Below are 13,682 nucleotides of genomic sequence, written 5' to 3' on the forward strand. Positions count from 1 at the left end.
CTCCGAGGGTGCTTCTCAGGGTCCACCCGGATACCCCTCGGGGTGCGGCAGGCCCGAGACTCGACCCATGCGCATCACACGGGCCGGTTGGGCCGTCATGACGGTGCTCTCCACCTTCATCGTCGTCAGCTCCGTCAAGTACTTCAGCTTCGACCCGGCGGCGTACTTCGCACACCAGCGCGCCACCTACCTGAGCCACCAAGTCCCGCTCGGCGTCCACGTGTTCGGTGCCGTCACGGCGCTGGCGGTCGGGCCGTGGCAGTTCTCCGGGCGCCTGCGCGAACGCCTCCCGCGTTGGCACCGCCGGATCGGCGTCGCCTACCTGCTCGCCTGCCTGGTCGGCGGGGTGGGGGCGCTGCTGCTGGCGCCCGTCGCGTACGGGGGCGCGCTCTCGGGGGCCGGCTTCGCGGGCCTGGCCGCGGCCTGGCTGGTGACCGGCGGCGCCGGGCTGCGGGCGGTCCTCGACGGCCGGGTGGCCGACCACCGCCGCTGGATGATCCGCAGCTTCGCGCTCACCTTCGCCGCCGTCACCCTGCGGCTGATGCTGCTCGCCGCGACGACGGCCGGCCTGGACTTCCGCGCCTCCTACACCGCCATCGCCTGGCTGTGCTGGGTGCCCAACCTGGCGCTGGCCTGCTGGTTCACCCGCACCCGGCGGGCCCCCGCGCCGGCGTGAGCGGGCGGCGCCCGGTTCCCCGCCGCCGCAGTGGCAGTGGCAGGGGCAGGGGCAGGGGCAGGGCAGTGGCCGGCGCCGGCGCCGCGCCCCGCGCGTTAGCCCGGCCGGGCAGCGGTGTTCCGCTGCCCGGGTAACCGGCTACCCGCCCGGAAGGCCGGCCCGGTGGTTCGGGTACGCATCGGTGTATGCCGACGGGGAGTCAGATCCCGTCGACGGACCCCGAGAACCCTTGAACCATCAGGAGGCCTCCATGGCCCGCACCAAGCCCCTGGTCCTGACCGCCCTCGCCGCCGTCGCCGTCCTGGCCGCGAGCACGGCGGCCGCCGTCGCCGACGACAAGCCGGCCGGGAAGCCCGTCGACAAGCCGGCCGTCGTCGTCCCCGACGACCAGCCCCCCGTCGGCCCCTCGCTGCTGGCCGCGCACACCCCGGTCTCCGGCACCCCGGTCAGCGTGGCCCCGGGCGCCAACGGGATCGCCACCGTGACCTGTCCCTCCGGCCAGGTGCCCACCGGCGGTGGCGGCCAGACCAGCGCCTTCCGGATCTTCTTCACCGACTCCTACCCGAGCTCCGGCAACTCCTGGGTCGTGCGCGGCACCAACACCGGCACCGCGACCGAGACCATCTCGGCGACCGCCATCTGCACCATCCCCTGACCCGCGGGACGCGCACGCCGAACGACCCGGGCCCGGCTGTCGGGCCCGGGTCGTCCCGCGTCCCGGGCCGGCGTCCCGCGTCCCGTTCGCCGCGGTCACCGCCGGTCACTTCGGTGACGGCAGCAGCCCCACGTCCGAGACCGGCCCGAGGTGGGCGAGCTTGTCGGGGTTGGACACGGCGTGGACCGCCCGCACCGCGCCGCCGGCGTCGATGTCCAGCTCGATGACGCTGGCCACCCGCTGCTCGGCGTCGTACAGCACCGCGCCCGGGCGGCCGTTGACCCGCGCGGGGACCAGGCGCACGCCCAGGCGGCGGATGCGGCGCAGCCCGCCGACCAGCAGTTGGGCGACGCGGCGCGGGTCGGTGACGCACTGGGCGAGCGCGCGGGCCTTGCCGCCGCCGTCGCCCTGGAACACCACGTCGGGGGCGAGCATGGCGAGCAGGTCGTCCAGGTCCCCGCCCTCGGCGACCTCGAAGAAGCGCCGGGCCAGCTCCTCGCCCTGCGCGCGCCGCGCCGGGGCGGCGGCGAGCGCGCCGTCCTCGGGCGCGGCCAGGCGCTTCCTGGCGCGGGTGAGGATCTGACGGCAGTTCGCCTCGCTCCTGCCCACCATCCGCGCGACCTGCGGGTAGTCGTACCCGAACGCCTCGCGCAGCGTGAACACCGCCCGCTCGACCGGGGACAGGGCCTCCATCAGCACCAGGAACGCCATCGACAGGGTGTCCGCCAGCTCGGCGTGCTCGGCCGGGCCGGGACGCTCGGCGGTGGTGACGACCGGCTCGGGCAGCCACTGGCCGACGTAGGTCTCGCGGCGCACCCGGGCGGACTTCAGGTGGTTGATGCCCAGCCGGGTGACGGTCGTCGTCAGGTACGCCTTGGGGTCGGCGACCGCGGTGCCGGCCTGCTCGGCGCGGGTCAGGTTGAGGAAGGTGTCCTGGACGAGGTCCTCGGCGTCGCCGACCGAACCCGTCATCCCGTAGGCGATGGAGAACAGCAGCGGCCGGTACCCGGCGGCCGCCGACACCGCCGTACCCACCGCCGTACCCACCGCCGTACCCACCGCCGTACCCACCGCCGTCCCCGCCGCCGTTCCCGCCGCCGTTCCCGCCGTCGGTCCCGTCATGGAATCCCCCTTTCCGAGCGTGCCCAGCAGGCTATCCGAGGCCCGGCGCCGCCCGTGCGCGGGTGGTGTGACGCAGGTCACGGGGTCGGGGGCGGCGGGAGCCGTCACAAAGCGGCGGGCTGTCCTGTCTTCAAGGGCAGCAACGGCACACACGACCGAGGAGCACACCATGGAACCCCGCCTCGACCCCTTCACCAGCCCGCTCATCGGCAAGGTCTTCAAGCACCTCATCGCGGCCAACAAGCCCATCGCCGACTCGACCCTGCCCTACGCCGTCCAGGAGCTGGTGCGGATGCGCGCCAGCCAGATCAACGGCTGCGGCGCCTGCCTGGACATGCACTACAAGGAGGCCGTCCACGCGGGGGAGGACCCGGTGCGCCTGGCCCTGGTCGCCGCCTGGCGCGAGACCGACGTGTTCACCGACGCCGAGCGCGCCGCGCTGGAGCTCGCCGAGGAGGGCACCCGGCTCGCCGACGCGGCCGGCGGGGTCAGCGACGAGGTGTGGGAGAACGCCGCCAAGCACTACGACGAGGAGCAGATGGCGGCGCTGGTCAGCCTGATCTCGCTGATCAACGCCTTCAACCGGGCCAACGTGATGATCCGCCAGCCCGGCGGCGGCTACCAGGTCGGCATGTACGGGCACTGACCGGACCGGCCGGACCGTACGCCGAGGGAGGGAAGGGGAGCACCGTGAACGTCGCGCTGTGGATCGTCGCCTGCCTGCTGGCCACCGCCTACCTGCTGGGCGGCGCCCTCAAGGTGGTCGCGCCGAAGGAGCGGATCGCCGCCGCCGGGCCCAGCGGCCACTGGGTGGAGGACTTCAGCCCCGGCGGGGTGAAGGCGATCGGCGCCGTCGAGGTGCTGGCGGCCGTCGGGCTGGTGCTGCCCGCCGTGCTCGGCATCGCGCCGGTGTTCGTGCCGCTGGCGGCCGTCGGCCTGGTGCTGCTGATGGCCGGGGCGGCGGCGGTGCGCTGGCGCCGCAGGGAGTACCGGCTCGTGGCGGTCGACGCGGTCTACATCCTGCTGGCCGCCTTCGTGGCCTGGGGGCGCTTCGGTCCCGAACCCTTCCTCAACTGACCCGCCGGGCACGGCCGGTGGGGCAGGCCGGGACCGCCCGGCGGTACGGCTGCGCACCCGCGGCGGCGCCGTACCACCGGGCGGCCCCGGCCGGAACCGTTCGGTGGATCACTCGTACGGGTGAACATCGCCGGTGCGTCCCGGCCAACGGGACCTCGGCGCGGGCGCGGGCTGCCACGATCGCGGTCGTCGCGCCCCGCGCCCGACCGACGCCGTGAGAGAGGCAAGCCCCATGTCCGAGGAGACGACGCGCCGGATCGTCCTGGTCCGCCACGCCAAGGCCGAACGGTCCGACGGGGACGACCACGAGCGCCCGCTGGCCGAGCGGGGCCGCAAGGACGCGCCGGTGGCCGGCCGCTGGCTCGCCGGCGCCGGCATCACGCCCGACCTCGCGCTCGTCTCGAGCGCCGCGCGCACCCGCGAGACCTGGAAGCTGCTGGCCTCCGAACTCCCGGCCGGGCCGCGGGCCGTGTTCGAGGACCGCCTGTACGAGGCGAGCCCCGGCGAGCTGATCGCGGTCCTCAACGAGACCTCCGACGAGGTGCACGACCTGGTCGTGGTCGGCCACAGCCCCGGCGTCCACGCCCTGGCCGACGCCCTGGCCGGCGAGGCCGAGGGGGACCTGCCGGCGCGGATGAACCGCTCCGGCTTCCCGACCTGCGCCGTCGCGGTCCTGACCTTCGCGGGCAGCTGGAAAGCCGTCGAGCACGGCGTCGCCCGGCTCGTCGCCTTCTGGGCGCCGCACGCCTGACGCCCGGCCCGGGCCCGATTGCCTCTTTCGAGTGACCGGCGGCGCGACACCCGTTCCGCAGACCGGACGTGCGACATGGTGAGCCGGACACCCGTCGTGTCAAAGACGTGTACCGGAAAGGGACAGGTGGGTTCCGTGGTGACCAAGGCAGAGCGCGACCACTTCCAGGCGATGTTCAGGAAGCTCGACGCCGACGGTGACGGAGTGATCGAGCAGGTCGACATCGACCAGCTGGTCCAGGAGATGCTGCAGCGCTCCGGCGCCGGCGCCCCGGGCACGGAGACCTGGCGGAGGGTGACGGGCCTGGGCAACCGGCTGTGGCGGGAACTGCTCGCCGCCGTGGACGAGAGCGGGGACCACCAGGTCACCGCCCGGGAGTTCGTCGCCGCCTACCGCAGTCCCGACTTCCTCGACCGGGTCGCCGTCCCGTTCGAGCTCGCCGTCCTCGAGGCGGCCGACACCGACGACGACGGCAGGATCTCCGTCGGAGAGTGGCTGACCTGGCAGCAGGCCAAGGGCATCGCCCTGGCCGAAGTCCTCGACGAGTTCCGGCGGGTCGACGCCGACGGCGACGGCTACCTCACCCGGGAGGAGTGCGCCCAGCACATCAAGCAGGTGTACACCACCTGAGGTCCGCCCCGGCGCCGAACCCGGCGCCGGCAGGCCGGCGTACCGGGACCGGCCCGGCAGGGTCGGCGCCCGTACGCCGGCCCGGCCGTTCACCCCAGCAGCGCCGCCACCGCCCGCGGCGTCCAGTGCCCGGCCGCGCCCGGGCGGGTGGCGAGGTAGCCGGCCGCGCGCCAGGGCCCCCAGCCGTGCGACTCGGCCAGGCCGGCGGCCAGGGTGCGCAGGTAGGGCGGGGTGGGGGCGTTGAGCTCGGCGCCCGCCACGCCCCGGGAGGCGGTGAAGGTCAGCAGCGGGTGCCCGTCCAACTCGCCGACGTGCAGCAGGGTTTCGTAGCGGCCCGGCCCCAGCTCGGCGCGCCCGGTGGCGAGCACCGGGGCGAGGTCGAGGTCGGCGCCGGGGCGCCGGCGCATCTCCTGGGCGGCCAGGTCGCTGAACTGCCCGGCCGTCAACAGGTAGGCGCGGCAGGGCACGTTGCCGGGCGGGGCCGGGTCGTAGAACGCCGAGCCGCCGCCCCAGGTGAGCGAGAGGTCGGCGAAGTAGAGCGTGCCCGGCAGCGCGGTGGCCACCGTCCGGCGCGGCAGGCGCCGGTCGCGGCCGCCGGGGTGGTCCTGCGCTCCGCCGTCCGGGCGGCCGCCGCGCAGGTAACAGGCGAGGCGGGCGGCGTGCAGGTTCGAGCCGTACGCCACGTACCAGACCAGCGCGCCCCCGTCCGGGCCCCTCGCCGCCGATCCCGGCGCCCCGGTGTCCACCACTCCCGCCACTCCCGCCACCGCCTCTCCCGTCGCACCGCCGCGGTGTCCGGCGATTACCGTTCACCGGCGGGAACGAGCGAAAACCCGCGAAATGACGTTCGATTCATGCCGTCGCCCGCCGCGGCGGTGGTGTGACGCGGATCACCTCCCGGGGGCGATGAGTCCGCGGCGCGGTCACGGTCCACCTCCGTGACCGCACCGCTTCCGCCGTGCCCGACCGACAGGAACCGCTCATGACCACCCCCGCCGCCACCCCCGCCGCCACCCCCGCCACCCCCGCCCCCGCCACCCCCGCCGCCCCCGCCGCCAAGGGCGGCCCGGCCTCCTACTTCCCCTCCATCGAGAAGAAGTACGGCCGCCCCATCGAGGAGTGGAAGGACCTCATCCGCACCTCCCCGCTCGTCAAGCACATGGAACTCGTCGCCTGGCTCAAGACCGAGCACGGCCTCGGCCACGGCCACGCCAACGCCCTCGTCGCCCACACCCTCGCCGAGAAGACCGCCTGAAACCGCCCGGCCGCGGGGCGAGGGGATCACGGCCTGCGGGCCACGAAGACGAACTCCCGCCCCGGCCGGTCCGGCGCGTCGCGCACCTCCTCCACCGCGAAGCCGCAGGCGGCCAGGTCCCGCCCGACCTCCTCCCGCCCCCGGAACCGCAGCGTCGAATCCGAGGACAGCACCTGCCCGTCCGCGGCGAAGACGTACGTCCACCGCAACGACACCAGCGGCCCGTCCACCGCGACCAGGTCGACCCAGCTCTCGACGGACCCGGCGCCCGGCACCCGCGTCACCCGGCGGGAGCGCTCGCGCGTCCACCCCTGCCAGGCGCGGGCGGCCGGGTCGCGGGTCTCGAAGACCAGCCGCCCGCCCGGCCGCAGCGCCCCGAAGGCGCCCCGCAACGTGCCCCGCCACGCGCACGGCCCGGTGATCGCCTGGGCCACGTTCGCCGTCATCGTCACCAGGTCGACCCGCAGCGGCGGCAGGCCCATGGCGTCGCCGTGGATCCACCGCACCTTCCCGGCACCCGGCTTGGCGCGCGCCACCTCCACCGAGGCGAGCGCCGGATCGACACCCACGACCTCCACACCGCGCGCGGCCGGCAGCAGCGCGAACACCCCCGTGCCGCAGCCGATGTCCAGCACCCGGCCCGCCCCGAACTCCTGCGCCATCCGCAGATACGCGTCGAGATCGCCGCGCCCGGGCTCCAGCCGATCGTAGAGCGCGGCCAGCCGCGGATCCCCGAACTCCTCGTCAGCCATGGCACGACCGTAGGCGAGACACCCGTCGGCGGGACACCCGTGAGGGAGACACCCACCCGGCACCCCGAGAAACCCACCCGGGCACCCTACAGGTCTACACCACTGCGTCCACGGCTGGCCGAAACCGGCCCCACCTCCCGCCGCCCCCACCGCCCGGCTACCCGGGTGCTCAGCCGTCCCGCGAGCGCCTCGGGCCACTCGGGAAGGGCCCGTCGGGTTCCGGCCGAAGCCCCCGCCCCCGCTTGTCCGTCGGCGAACCGAGAGGGAAGAGTGGGTCGGGCCGGCCGGCGATCGTGTCCAACTCCCTTGCCAACGAGAGGACATCGTGATGACCGACGACGTGTACGAGCCCCCGGTGCTGATCGAACTCGGCGACTTCTCGGACCTCACCCGGGGCTTCGACTTCGGCAACCAGTCCGACGTCCACGGCTACTACCTCGTCCCCTGAGGACCGGGCCGTGAGCGGTCACCGACGGACCTGGTTCGTGGTCCTGCCGGACACCGAAGCCGCAGCCGCGGTGGCCGCGGTGTGGGGCACGGCCGACTGCCGTGCCCTGCACCACCCCAGCGGACGCCCCTGGATCCTCGGCCACTGGCCCGACGACCAGCCGGTCACCGCCCAGGCCGGAGCGGTCGCGCTCGCCGTGTTCGGCACCAGCGACACCGACACCCACCACCTGCGCCGCCGCGCCGCACACGTCCGCGACCCGTACGACGCCCACACCCTCGCCGCCGACCTGGCCGGCAGCTTCCACCTGATCGCCACCGTCCACGGCACCGTCACCGCCCGCGGCACACTGTCCGGACTGCGCCGCCTCCACCTGGCCGACGTCGACGGCGTCCCCGTCCTGTCCGACCGCGCCGACACCCTGGCCGCCGCGGCCGGCCTCACCCCCTCCACCGAACGCCTCGCCCTGCGCCTGGCCCACCCGCTGCCCCACCCCGCCGACACCCTGCCCCTGTGGCCCGGCATCACCCCCGTACCACCGCACCACACCGCCGAACTCGCCCCCGGCCGCCCCGCCCGCACCCGCGCCCACTGGCACCCCCCGGCCCCCGAACGCCCCCGCCCCGACGCCGCCACCGCACTGCGCCACGCCCTGCACCGCGCCGTCGCCGCCCGCACCCGCGACGGCGGACTCGTCGCCGCCGACCTCTCCGGCGGCCTCGACTCCACCCCCCTGTGCTTCCTCGCCGCCAACGGCCCCGCCGACCTGCTCACCGTCACCATCGGCTCCCTCGACCCCCACCACGACGACGCCGCCTGGGCCGACCGGGCCGCCCGCCACCTGCCCGGCCGACGACTCGTCCTGCCCGCCGAAGAACTCCCCGCGATGTTCGCCGACATCGACACCCCCGCACCCCAGGGCGACGAACCGTTCACCTGGACCCGCACCAGGGCCCGCGACGAAGCCGTCGCCCGACTCCTCGCCACCCACGGCGCCCGACTGCGCATCAGCGGCGAAGGCGGCGACGAGATCCTCCAGGCCCTGCCCGCCTACCTGCGCACCCTCCTCCCGCGCCACCCCGCCACCGCCGCCCGCCACCTGCGCGGACACCGCGCCCGACTGCGCTGGACCCTGCCCGCCGCCCTCGCCGCCCTCACCGACCCCCGGCCCTACCCGGCCTGGCTCGCCCACGCCGCCGACCGCCTCACCCACCCCGCCCCGCCACCCACCACCCAACTCCTCGGCTGGGGAACCGAACCCCGACTGCCGCCCTGGGCCACCGCCCACACCGCCGACCTGGTCCGCGAACAGCTCACAACCCTCAACGACACCGAACCGTCCGCGCCGTTCGCACCGCTCGCGCCGCCGGCACCGCTCGCGCCGTGGCACGTCCAGCACCAGGCCCTGCACATGCTCCGCCACAGCGCCTCCGCCATGCGCCAACTCATCGACGCCACCGCGCACTTCGGCGTCCCCTACACCGCCCCCTACCTCGACGACCAGGTCCTCGACGCCTGCCTCGCCGCCGACCCCGCCACCCGCGGCACCCCCTTCGCCTACAAACCCCTGCTCACCCAGGCCCTCGCCCCCGACCTGCCCGCCGACCTCCTACGCCGCACCGGCAAGGGCGACTTCACCCCCGACACCCACCAGGGACTCGCCCGCCACCGCCCCCAACTCGCCGCCCTCACCGAGGACAGCGCCCTGGCCCGCGCCGGCCTGATCGACCCCGACGCCCTGCGCCGGGCCTGCCTCGGGCTCTACCCGCCCCACACCCCCTACGCCGCCCTGGACGCGACCCTCGCCTGCGAACACTGGCTGCGCGCCCACCCGCACCCCTGACCGCAGGAGCCCGACATGGCCGCCGAACTGCGCCCCGACGTGACGCTCACCCCGACCGACGACGGAGCCGTCGTCCTGGACGAACGCTCCGGCCGCTACTACCAGCTCAACCGCACCGGGCTGCACATCCTGCGCGCCCTGCAGCAGGGCCGCACCGCCGACGAGATCGCCGCCGGCCTCGCCGCCCGCCACCCGGTCACCGCCGACCGGGCGCGCTCGGACGTCCAGCGGCTGCACGAGAGCCTGCGCACCGCCGGGCTGGTCACCGGATGAGCCTGCACGCCCACGCCACCCGGACCGGCCGGCCCCCCTGGCACCACCGGCCCGCCGCCCTCGCCGCGATCGGCGCGGCACGGCTGATCGAGAAGCTCCCCCCGGCCCGCATCCGCCGGGTGATGACCGCCCTGCGACGCGGCGCCCGCCCCGCCGACCGGTCCCAGGCCCTCGCCGCCCGCCAGACCGTGGTCGCCCTCAGCATGCGCTGCGCCGGCCAGGGCTGCCTCCAACGCTCCATCGCCGCAGCCCTGCTGTGCCGCACCCGCGGCACCTGGCCCACCTGGCGCACCGGCGTACGCACCGCCCCCTTCCGCGCCCACGCCTGGATCGAAGCCGACGGCGAACCCGTCGACGAACCCCCCGACCTCGCCCACTTCCACCCCCTGATCACCATCCCCCCAGAACACTGACCCCCGAAGCCGGCCGACCCGACTACCCACGCGCCCGGCTGCGAGCGGCCCCGCGCCGGCGGTGCGGCCGCACAGGAAGCCGGCGGCCCCGACTACCCACGCGCCCGGGGCGGGAACCCCACCCGCTCCGCCGCTCGCGAAGCCCCCTCGGCCGCACAGGAAGTCGATGGGCCCGACTTCTCGCGCGCCCGGGGCCCGTGCCGCTTGGGTATGGGTGGAACTCCGCTGGCCGCACAGGAAGTCGGCGGGCCCGACTTCTCGCGCGCCCGGGCACCCTTCCGGCTACGTCGTTCGCGGGTGGAACTCCGGTGGCCGCGCAGGAAGTCGGCGGGGTCGACTTCTCGTGCGTCGGTGCCCGTGGGGGCTTGGCCGTGGGTGGAGCTCCGGAGGTGGCGCACAGGAAGTCGGCGGGGTCGACTTCTCGCGCGCCTGGGCACCCTTCCGGGCTGCGCCGCTCGCGGGTGGAACTCCGGTGGCCACGCAGGAAGTCGGCGGGGTCGACTTCTCGCGCGCCCGGGCACCCTTCCGGCTGCGCCGCTCGCGGGTGGAGCGCTGTTGGCCGCGCAGGAAGTCGATGGGGTCGACTTCTCGTGCGCCCGGGGACTCTTCCCCGCTGCGCTGCGCTGCTCGCGCGCGGCGAGCTCCTCGATCCTCGGGTCGTCCGCCTCCCAGGCGCCTCGGCCTCCCGGCTGCGCCGGGCCAGGGTGACGAACTCCGGGTCGTCCAGGCGGTGTTCGAGCTGGGCCAGGAAGCCGTCGAAGCCCTCCGGTGCCAGCGCCCGCGCCAGCACCAGGGCCTCACGCTGCGCCGCCACGTAGGCCGCCACGTAGTCGGGGCCGAAGCCGAGGCCGGGCATCCGCTCCAGGACCGCGCAGGCGCGGTCGGGCAGCAGGGCCCGGTCGCCGTCGGCGAGGCGGTGCAGGGTGTCACGGCGGGCGGTCAGCTCCGCGATCCGCTCGCTCAGCCGCCGCTCCACGTCGGTGAGGGAGCCGGCGAACCGCCCGCCGTCGGCGCCGAGCAGCGGCCCGATCTCCGCCCGCGGCACCCCGGCGGCGGCCGGTGTGCGGACCTGCACCAGCCGCAGCAACTCGCCCGAGCCGTACCGCCGGTAACCGGAGGCGTCGCGCCGCGCTCCTCGACCGGCCCCCGCCGGTGGTAGTGCCGCACCGTCTACACCGTGACGCCGACGGACGCCGCCGCCTGACCGATCGTGACACCGGCGGCTGCGCCGAACACCTCGTCGACGAGGCGGCGCTGGGCGCGTTGGAGCGCCGCCGCGACGGACACCTCGGCGTCGTCCACGTGGGTCAGGGCGGCGGTCAGGGTGGTGCCGCCGTCCGAGAGCCGTACATCAGTGCCGCCGAGCCGATGGGGGCGCCGTTGTGGTGGTAGAGCGGGCCGGTGTCGATGGGCTGGACGGAAGTGCCCGTCGACCGGCGGCCCCGCCTGGCCGCTCAGCTCCCGGGTCCGGCGGCGACCCACTCGCCGCTCGCGTCGTTCACCCGCAACTGCGCGCCGAGGAACCCGGATCCGGCGATCCCCTCGATCGCCCGCCGCAGCCCCGGGCGGTCCGGGCCCCAGCCGGTGTGGTGGGTGGGCATGCCGCTCTCCCTCGCGTCCGTCGGGCCCGCGTCCGTGCCCGGGCCCGTCTTGCAGGAGCCCGCGCCCCTGACCCGGGGCAACCTCAACCGTGTCCCGGCTCACATCCGCCGCCGCCGTCCGTCCGTCCGGCCGGGGGCCGTCGGGGCCGTCCGGGGCCGGGGGGGTCAGGAGGTGTGCGGGGTCACCAGGCCGGATTCGTAGGCCAGGACGACGAGTTGGGCCCGGTCCCGGGCGTGGAGCTTGGTCATGGCGCGGTTGACGTGGGTCTTCGCCGTCATCGGGCTGATCACCATGCGGCCCGCGATCTCGTCGTTGGACAGGCCCCGCGCGACCAGGGCGACCGCTTCCCGCTCGCGGCCGGTCAGCTCCTCCAGCCCCGGGCCGGGGCCGGCGGTGGGCGGCTGGGCGAGGTACCGGCTGATCAGTCGGCGCGTGATCGACGGTGCCAGCAGGGCGTCGCCGCGCGCCGCGACGCGCACGGCGTGCAGGAAGTCGTCCGGGACGATGTCCTTGACGAGGAATCCGGCGGCGCCGGCGCGCAGCGCGTCGTAGACGTGTTCGTCCAGGCCGTAGTTGGTGAGGATGACGACGTGCACCCCGGCCAGGGCCGGGTCGGCGGCGATGCGCGCGGTCGCCTCGATGCCGTCGACGCCGGGCATCCGGATGTCGACGAGCGCGACGTCGGGCAGGTGCTCCCTGGCCAGGTCCAGGGCCTGCTTGCCGTCGGCGGCCTCGGCCACCACCTCGATGTCCTCCTCGAGGTCGAGGAGCGCGCGGAACCCGCCGCGGATGAGCGGCTGGTCGTCGACCAGCAGGACGCGGATCACGGCGTCCGGTCCACGGGGAGGTGGGCCCGGACGGTGAAGCCGCCCCCGGGTCGGGGTTCGGCGCGCAGCCGCCCGCCCAGGGCGGTGACGCGTTCGCGCATGCCGAGCAGTCCGACGCCGGGTGGCGGCGCGGTGTCCGGCGTCGCCGTGCCGTCGTCGTCGACGCGGACCGCGAGGCCGTCGGGACGGCAGTCGATCCGCACGCAGGCGGTGGCGGCGCCGGCGTGGCGGGCGATGTTGGTGAGGGACTCCTGGACGATCCGGTAGACGGTCCGGTCCACCGCGATGGGCACGTCGGGCCGTCGTCCCCCGATCGTCAGCGTCGCATCCAGGCCCAACGTACGGGCCCGTGCCACGAGTTCGGGGATGTCGTCGATCCCGCGCGGCGGGGCCGTGTCGTCGTCGCGCAGCGCCTCCAGGGTGGCGCGCAGCTCCCGGGCCGCCTCCCGGCCGGCCTCCTGGATCGCCAGCAGCGCCTCGGGCACCGGCTCGCCGCGCCGGCGGGCCACGTGGACCGCGACCTCGGCCTGCACCTTGATCACCGAGATCTGGTGGGTGAGCGAGTCGTGGAGCTCGCGGGCGATCCGCAGCCGTTCCTCGTCGGCGCGGCGGCGCGCGGTCTCCTCCCGGGTGCGCTCGGCCTCGTCCGCCCGGCGCTCGGCCTGCCGCAGGGCTTCCCCCGCGGCGCCGGCCGCGACCAGCCAGGCGATCTCCAGGGCGCCGCGGGCCTGGGCGAACGCCTGGCCGGTGTCGTGCAGGCCCGAGGCCAGGGCGGCGGCGGGCAGCGCGGCCAGCACGGCCACGCTGCCCGCCGCCGTGACGGTGCGGTGGCCCGCCCGTACGGCCGCGTACACCGCGAACAGGTAGGCGACGGCGGGCACGTCGAACCCGGCCGCCTGGTAGCCGACCGTGCACAGGCCGGTGACGGCCAGGACGGGCACCGGGGCGCGGCGGCGCGCGACCAGCGCGAGGCCGCCGGCGGCCAGCAGCGCGTACCCGGGCACCGTGAAGCCGGTGGCCGGGTGGCGCCCGGTCAGCCCGGTGAGCAGCAGTGTCGCCGTCACGCCGGCGGCGATCGCCCAGTCCATGGCCGCGGCCCGGCCGGTGCCCGGGGTTCGGGCGGTGCCCGGGGTTCGGGCGCCGGCCCCTGCTGTCCTCATGGGCGCACCCTAGCGAGAGGCCCGCGCGGGGCGACTCCTCCGAGCGGATGACCGGGCGGCTACCGCGCCCGCGGCAGGCTCGCGGCTCCTACGGCGCCGGCGGTAGCCGCTACGGCGCCTGCGGCAGGGCGCGTTGTCCGCGTCTGCCGGACGCCCGGGGGCGGGGCCGACGGACATGATCGGGCGACGTCAGCCGAA

The 13,682-nt window shown here is 75.8% G+C and carries 18 protein-coding genes; 11 read left to right on the forward strand and 7 right to left on the reverse strand.

What is annotated here, in order from left to right; genetic code table 11:
* Window positions 1-67: 67 nt before the first annotated feature.
* Both ACZ5GH_RS35820 and ACZ5GH_RS35825 read left to right on the forward strand, forming a co-directional pair.
* Window positions 68-676 carry a DUF2306 domain-containing protein gene (locus ACZ5GH_RS35820; RefSeq protein ID WP_464336445.1) on the forward strand — a complete coding sequence of 203 codons (609 nt, stop codon included), beginning with the start codon at window positions 68-70 and terminating at the stop codon, window positions 674-676.
* Between the two features lie 250 nt (window positions 677-926).
* The gene (locus tag ACZ5GH_RS35825) at window positions 927-1,331 is read left to right on the forward strand and encodes a hypothetical protein (RefSeq protein ID WP_387756146.1); all 405 of its coding nucleotides are present in this window, start codon (window positions 927-929) and stop codon (window positions 1,329-1,331) included.
* A gap of 105 nt (window positions 1,332-1,436) precedes the next feature.
* Here the strand turns inward: ACZ5GH_RS35825 and sigJ are convergent, their stop codons facing one another.
* A complete protein-coding gene (gene sigJ, locus ACZ5GH_RS35830; RefSeq protein ID WP_464336446.1) occupies window positions 1,437-2,453 on the reverse strand; it encodes an RNA polymerase sigma factor SigJ in 1,017 nt (338 codons plus the stop codon).
* A gap of 169 nt (window positions 2,454-2,622) precedes the next feature.
* On the opposite strand from sigJ, the gene ACZ5GH_RS35835 reads away from it, so the two are divergent.
* The 4 genes from ACZ5GH_RS35835 to ACZ5GH_RS35850 all read left to right on the forward strand — a co-directional run bounded on the left by ACZ5GH_RS35835 (window position 2,623) and on the right by ACZ5GH_RS35850 (window position 4,911).
* Window positions 2,623-3,099 (forward strand): carboxymuconolactone decarboxylase family protein, encoded by a 477-nt coding sequence (locus ACZ5GH_RS35835; protein ID WP_464336447.1) that lies wholly within the window; start codon window positions 2,623-2,625, stop codon window positions 3,097-3,099.
* Between the two features lie 44 nt (window positions 3,100-3,143).
* A complete protein-coding gene (locus ACZ5GH_RS35840) occupies window positions 3,144-3,530 on the forward strand; it encodes a DoxX family protein (protein ID WP_464336448.1) in 387 nt (128 codons plus the stop codon).
* A gap of 232 nt (window positions 3,531-3,762) precedes the next feature.
* On the forward strand, window positions 3,763-4,281 hold the full coding sequence (locus ACZ5GH_RS35845) for a SixA phosphatase family protein (protein ID WP_464336449.1): 519 nt from the start codon (window positions 3,763-3,765) through the stop codon (window positions 4,279-4,281).
* 135 nt (window positions 4,282-4,416) lie between these two features.
* Entirely contained in the window at window positions 4,417-4,911 is a 495-nt protein-coding gene (locus tag ACZ5GH_RS35850) for an EF-hand domain-containing protein (RefSeq protein ID WP_464336450.1), read from the forward strand.
* 89 nt (window positions 4,912-5,000) lie between these two features.
* Here the strand turns inward: ACZ5GH_RS35850 and ACZ5GH_RS35855 are convergent, their stop codons facing one another.
* A complete protein-coding gene (locus tag ACZ5GH_RS35855) occupies window positions 5,001-5,660 on the reverse strand; it encodes a histone deacetylase (protein WP_464336451.1) in 660 nt (219 codons plus the stop codon).
* Between the two features lie 233 nt (window positions 5,661-5,893).
* Between ACZ5GH_RS35855 and ACZ5GH_RS35860 the strand changes: the two genes are divergently transcribed.
* The gene (locus tag ACZ5GH_RS35860) at window positions 5,894-6,166 is read left to right on the forward strand and encodes a DUF4287 domain-containing protein (RefSeq protein WP_464336452.1); all 273 of its coding nucleotides are present in this window, start codon (window positions 5,894-5,896) and stop codon (window positions 6,164-6,166) included.
* Between the two features lie 26 nt (window positions 6,167-6,192).
* Here ACZ5GH_RS35860 and ACZ5GH_RS35865 read toward each other — a convergent pair whose 3' ends face one another.
* The gene (locus ACZ5GH_RS35865; protein ID WP_464336453.1) at window positions 6,193-6,918 is read right to left on the reverse strand and encodes a class I SAM-dependent methyltransferase; all 726 of its coding nucleotides are present in this window, start codon (window positions 6,916-6,918) and stop codon (window positions 6,193-6,195) included.
* 328 nt (window positions 6,919-7,246) lie between these two features.
* Between ACZ5GH_RS35865 and ACZ5GH_RS35870 the strand changes: the two genes are divergently transcribed.
* Genes ACZ5GH_RS35870 through ACZ5GH_RS35885 form a run of 4 tightly spaced genes read left to right on the forward strand, consistent with a single transcriptional unit; the run spans window position 7,247 to window position 9,895 of the window.
* Window positions 7,247-7,366, forward strand: coding sequence for a lasso RiPP family leader peptide-containing protein (locus ACZ5GH_RS35870; RefSeq protein ID WP_387756164.1), 120 nt, complete (start codon window positions 7,247-7,249; stop codon window positions 7,364-7,366).
* A 10-nt stretch (window positions 7,367-7,376) separates the two neighbouring features.
* Window positions 7,377-9,209 carry an asparagine synthase-related protein gene (locus tag ACZ5GH_RS35875; RefSeq protein ID WP_464336454.1) on the forward strand — a complete coding sequence of 611 codons (1,833 nt, stop codon included), beginning with the start codon at window positions 7,377-7,379 and terminating at the stop codon, window positions 9,207-9,209.
* Between the two features lie 15 nt (window positions 9,210-9,224).
* A complete protein-coding gene (locus ACZ5GH_RS35880; protein WP_387756168.1) occupies window positions 9,225-9,482 on the forward strand; it encodes a lasso peptide biosynthesis PqqD family chaperone in 258 nt (85 codons plus the stop codon).
* Window positions 9,479-9,895, forward strand: a complete 417-nt coding sequence (locus ACZ5GH_RS35885; RefSeq protein ID WP_464336455.1) for a lasso peptide biosynthesis B2 protein — start codon at window positions 9,479-9,481, stop codon at window positions 9,893-9,895. Before ACZ5GH_RS35880 ends, ACZ5GH_RS35885 begins: the two co-directional genes overlap by 4 nt.
* A 1,170-nt stretch (window positions 9,896-11,065) precedes the next feature.
* Here the strand turns inward: ACZ5GH_RS35885 and ACZ5GH_RS35890 are convergent.
* The 4 genes from ACZ5GH_RS35890 to ACZ5GH_RS35905 form a co-directional block, all read right to left on the reverse strand.
* Window positions 11,066-11,197, reverse strand: a complete 132-nt coding sequence (locus ACZ5GH_RS35890) for a hypothetical protein (protein WP_464336456.1) — start codon at window positions 11,195-11,197, stop codon at window positions 11,066-11,068.
* A 152-nt stretch (window positions 11,198-11,349) separates the two neighbouring features.
* The gene (locus tag ACZ5GH_RS35895) at window positions 11,350-11,496 is read right to left on the reverse strand and encodes a hypothetical protein (protein WP_387754100.1); all 147 of its coding nucleotides are present in this window, start codon (window positions 11,494-11,496) and stop codon (window positions 11,350-11,352) included.
* A 165-nt stretch (window positions 11,497-11,661) separates the two neighbouring features.
* Window positions 11,662-12,324: a response regulator gene (locus tag ACZ5GH_RS35900; RefSeq protein ID WP_464336457.1), complete on the reverse strand. Its 663-nt coding sequence runs from the start codon at window positions 12,322-12,324 to the stop codon at window positions 11,662-11,664.
* Window positions 12,321-13,412, reverse strand: a complete 1,092-nt coding sequence (locus ACZ5GH_RS35905; RefSeq protein ID WP_464336930.1) for a sensor histidine kinase — start codon at window positions 13,410-13,412, stop codon at window positions 12,321-12,323. The genes ACZ5GH_RS35900 and ACZ5GH_RS35905 overlap by 4 nt, the downstream gene beginning before the upstream one ends.
* Window positions 13,413-13,682: the final 270 nt, after the last annotated feature.

It is taken from the genome of Kitasatospora sp. Xyl93 (assembly GCF_055383135.1).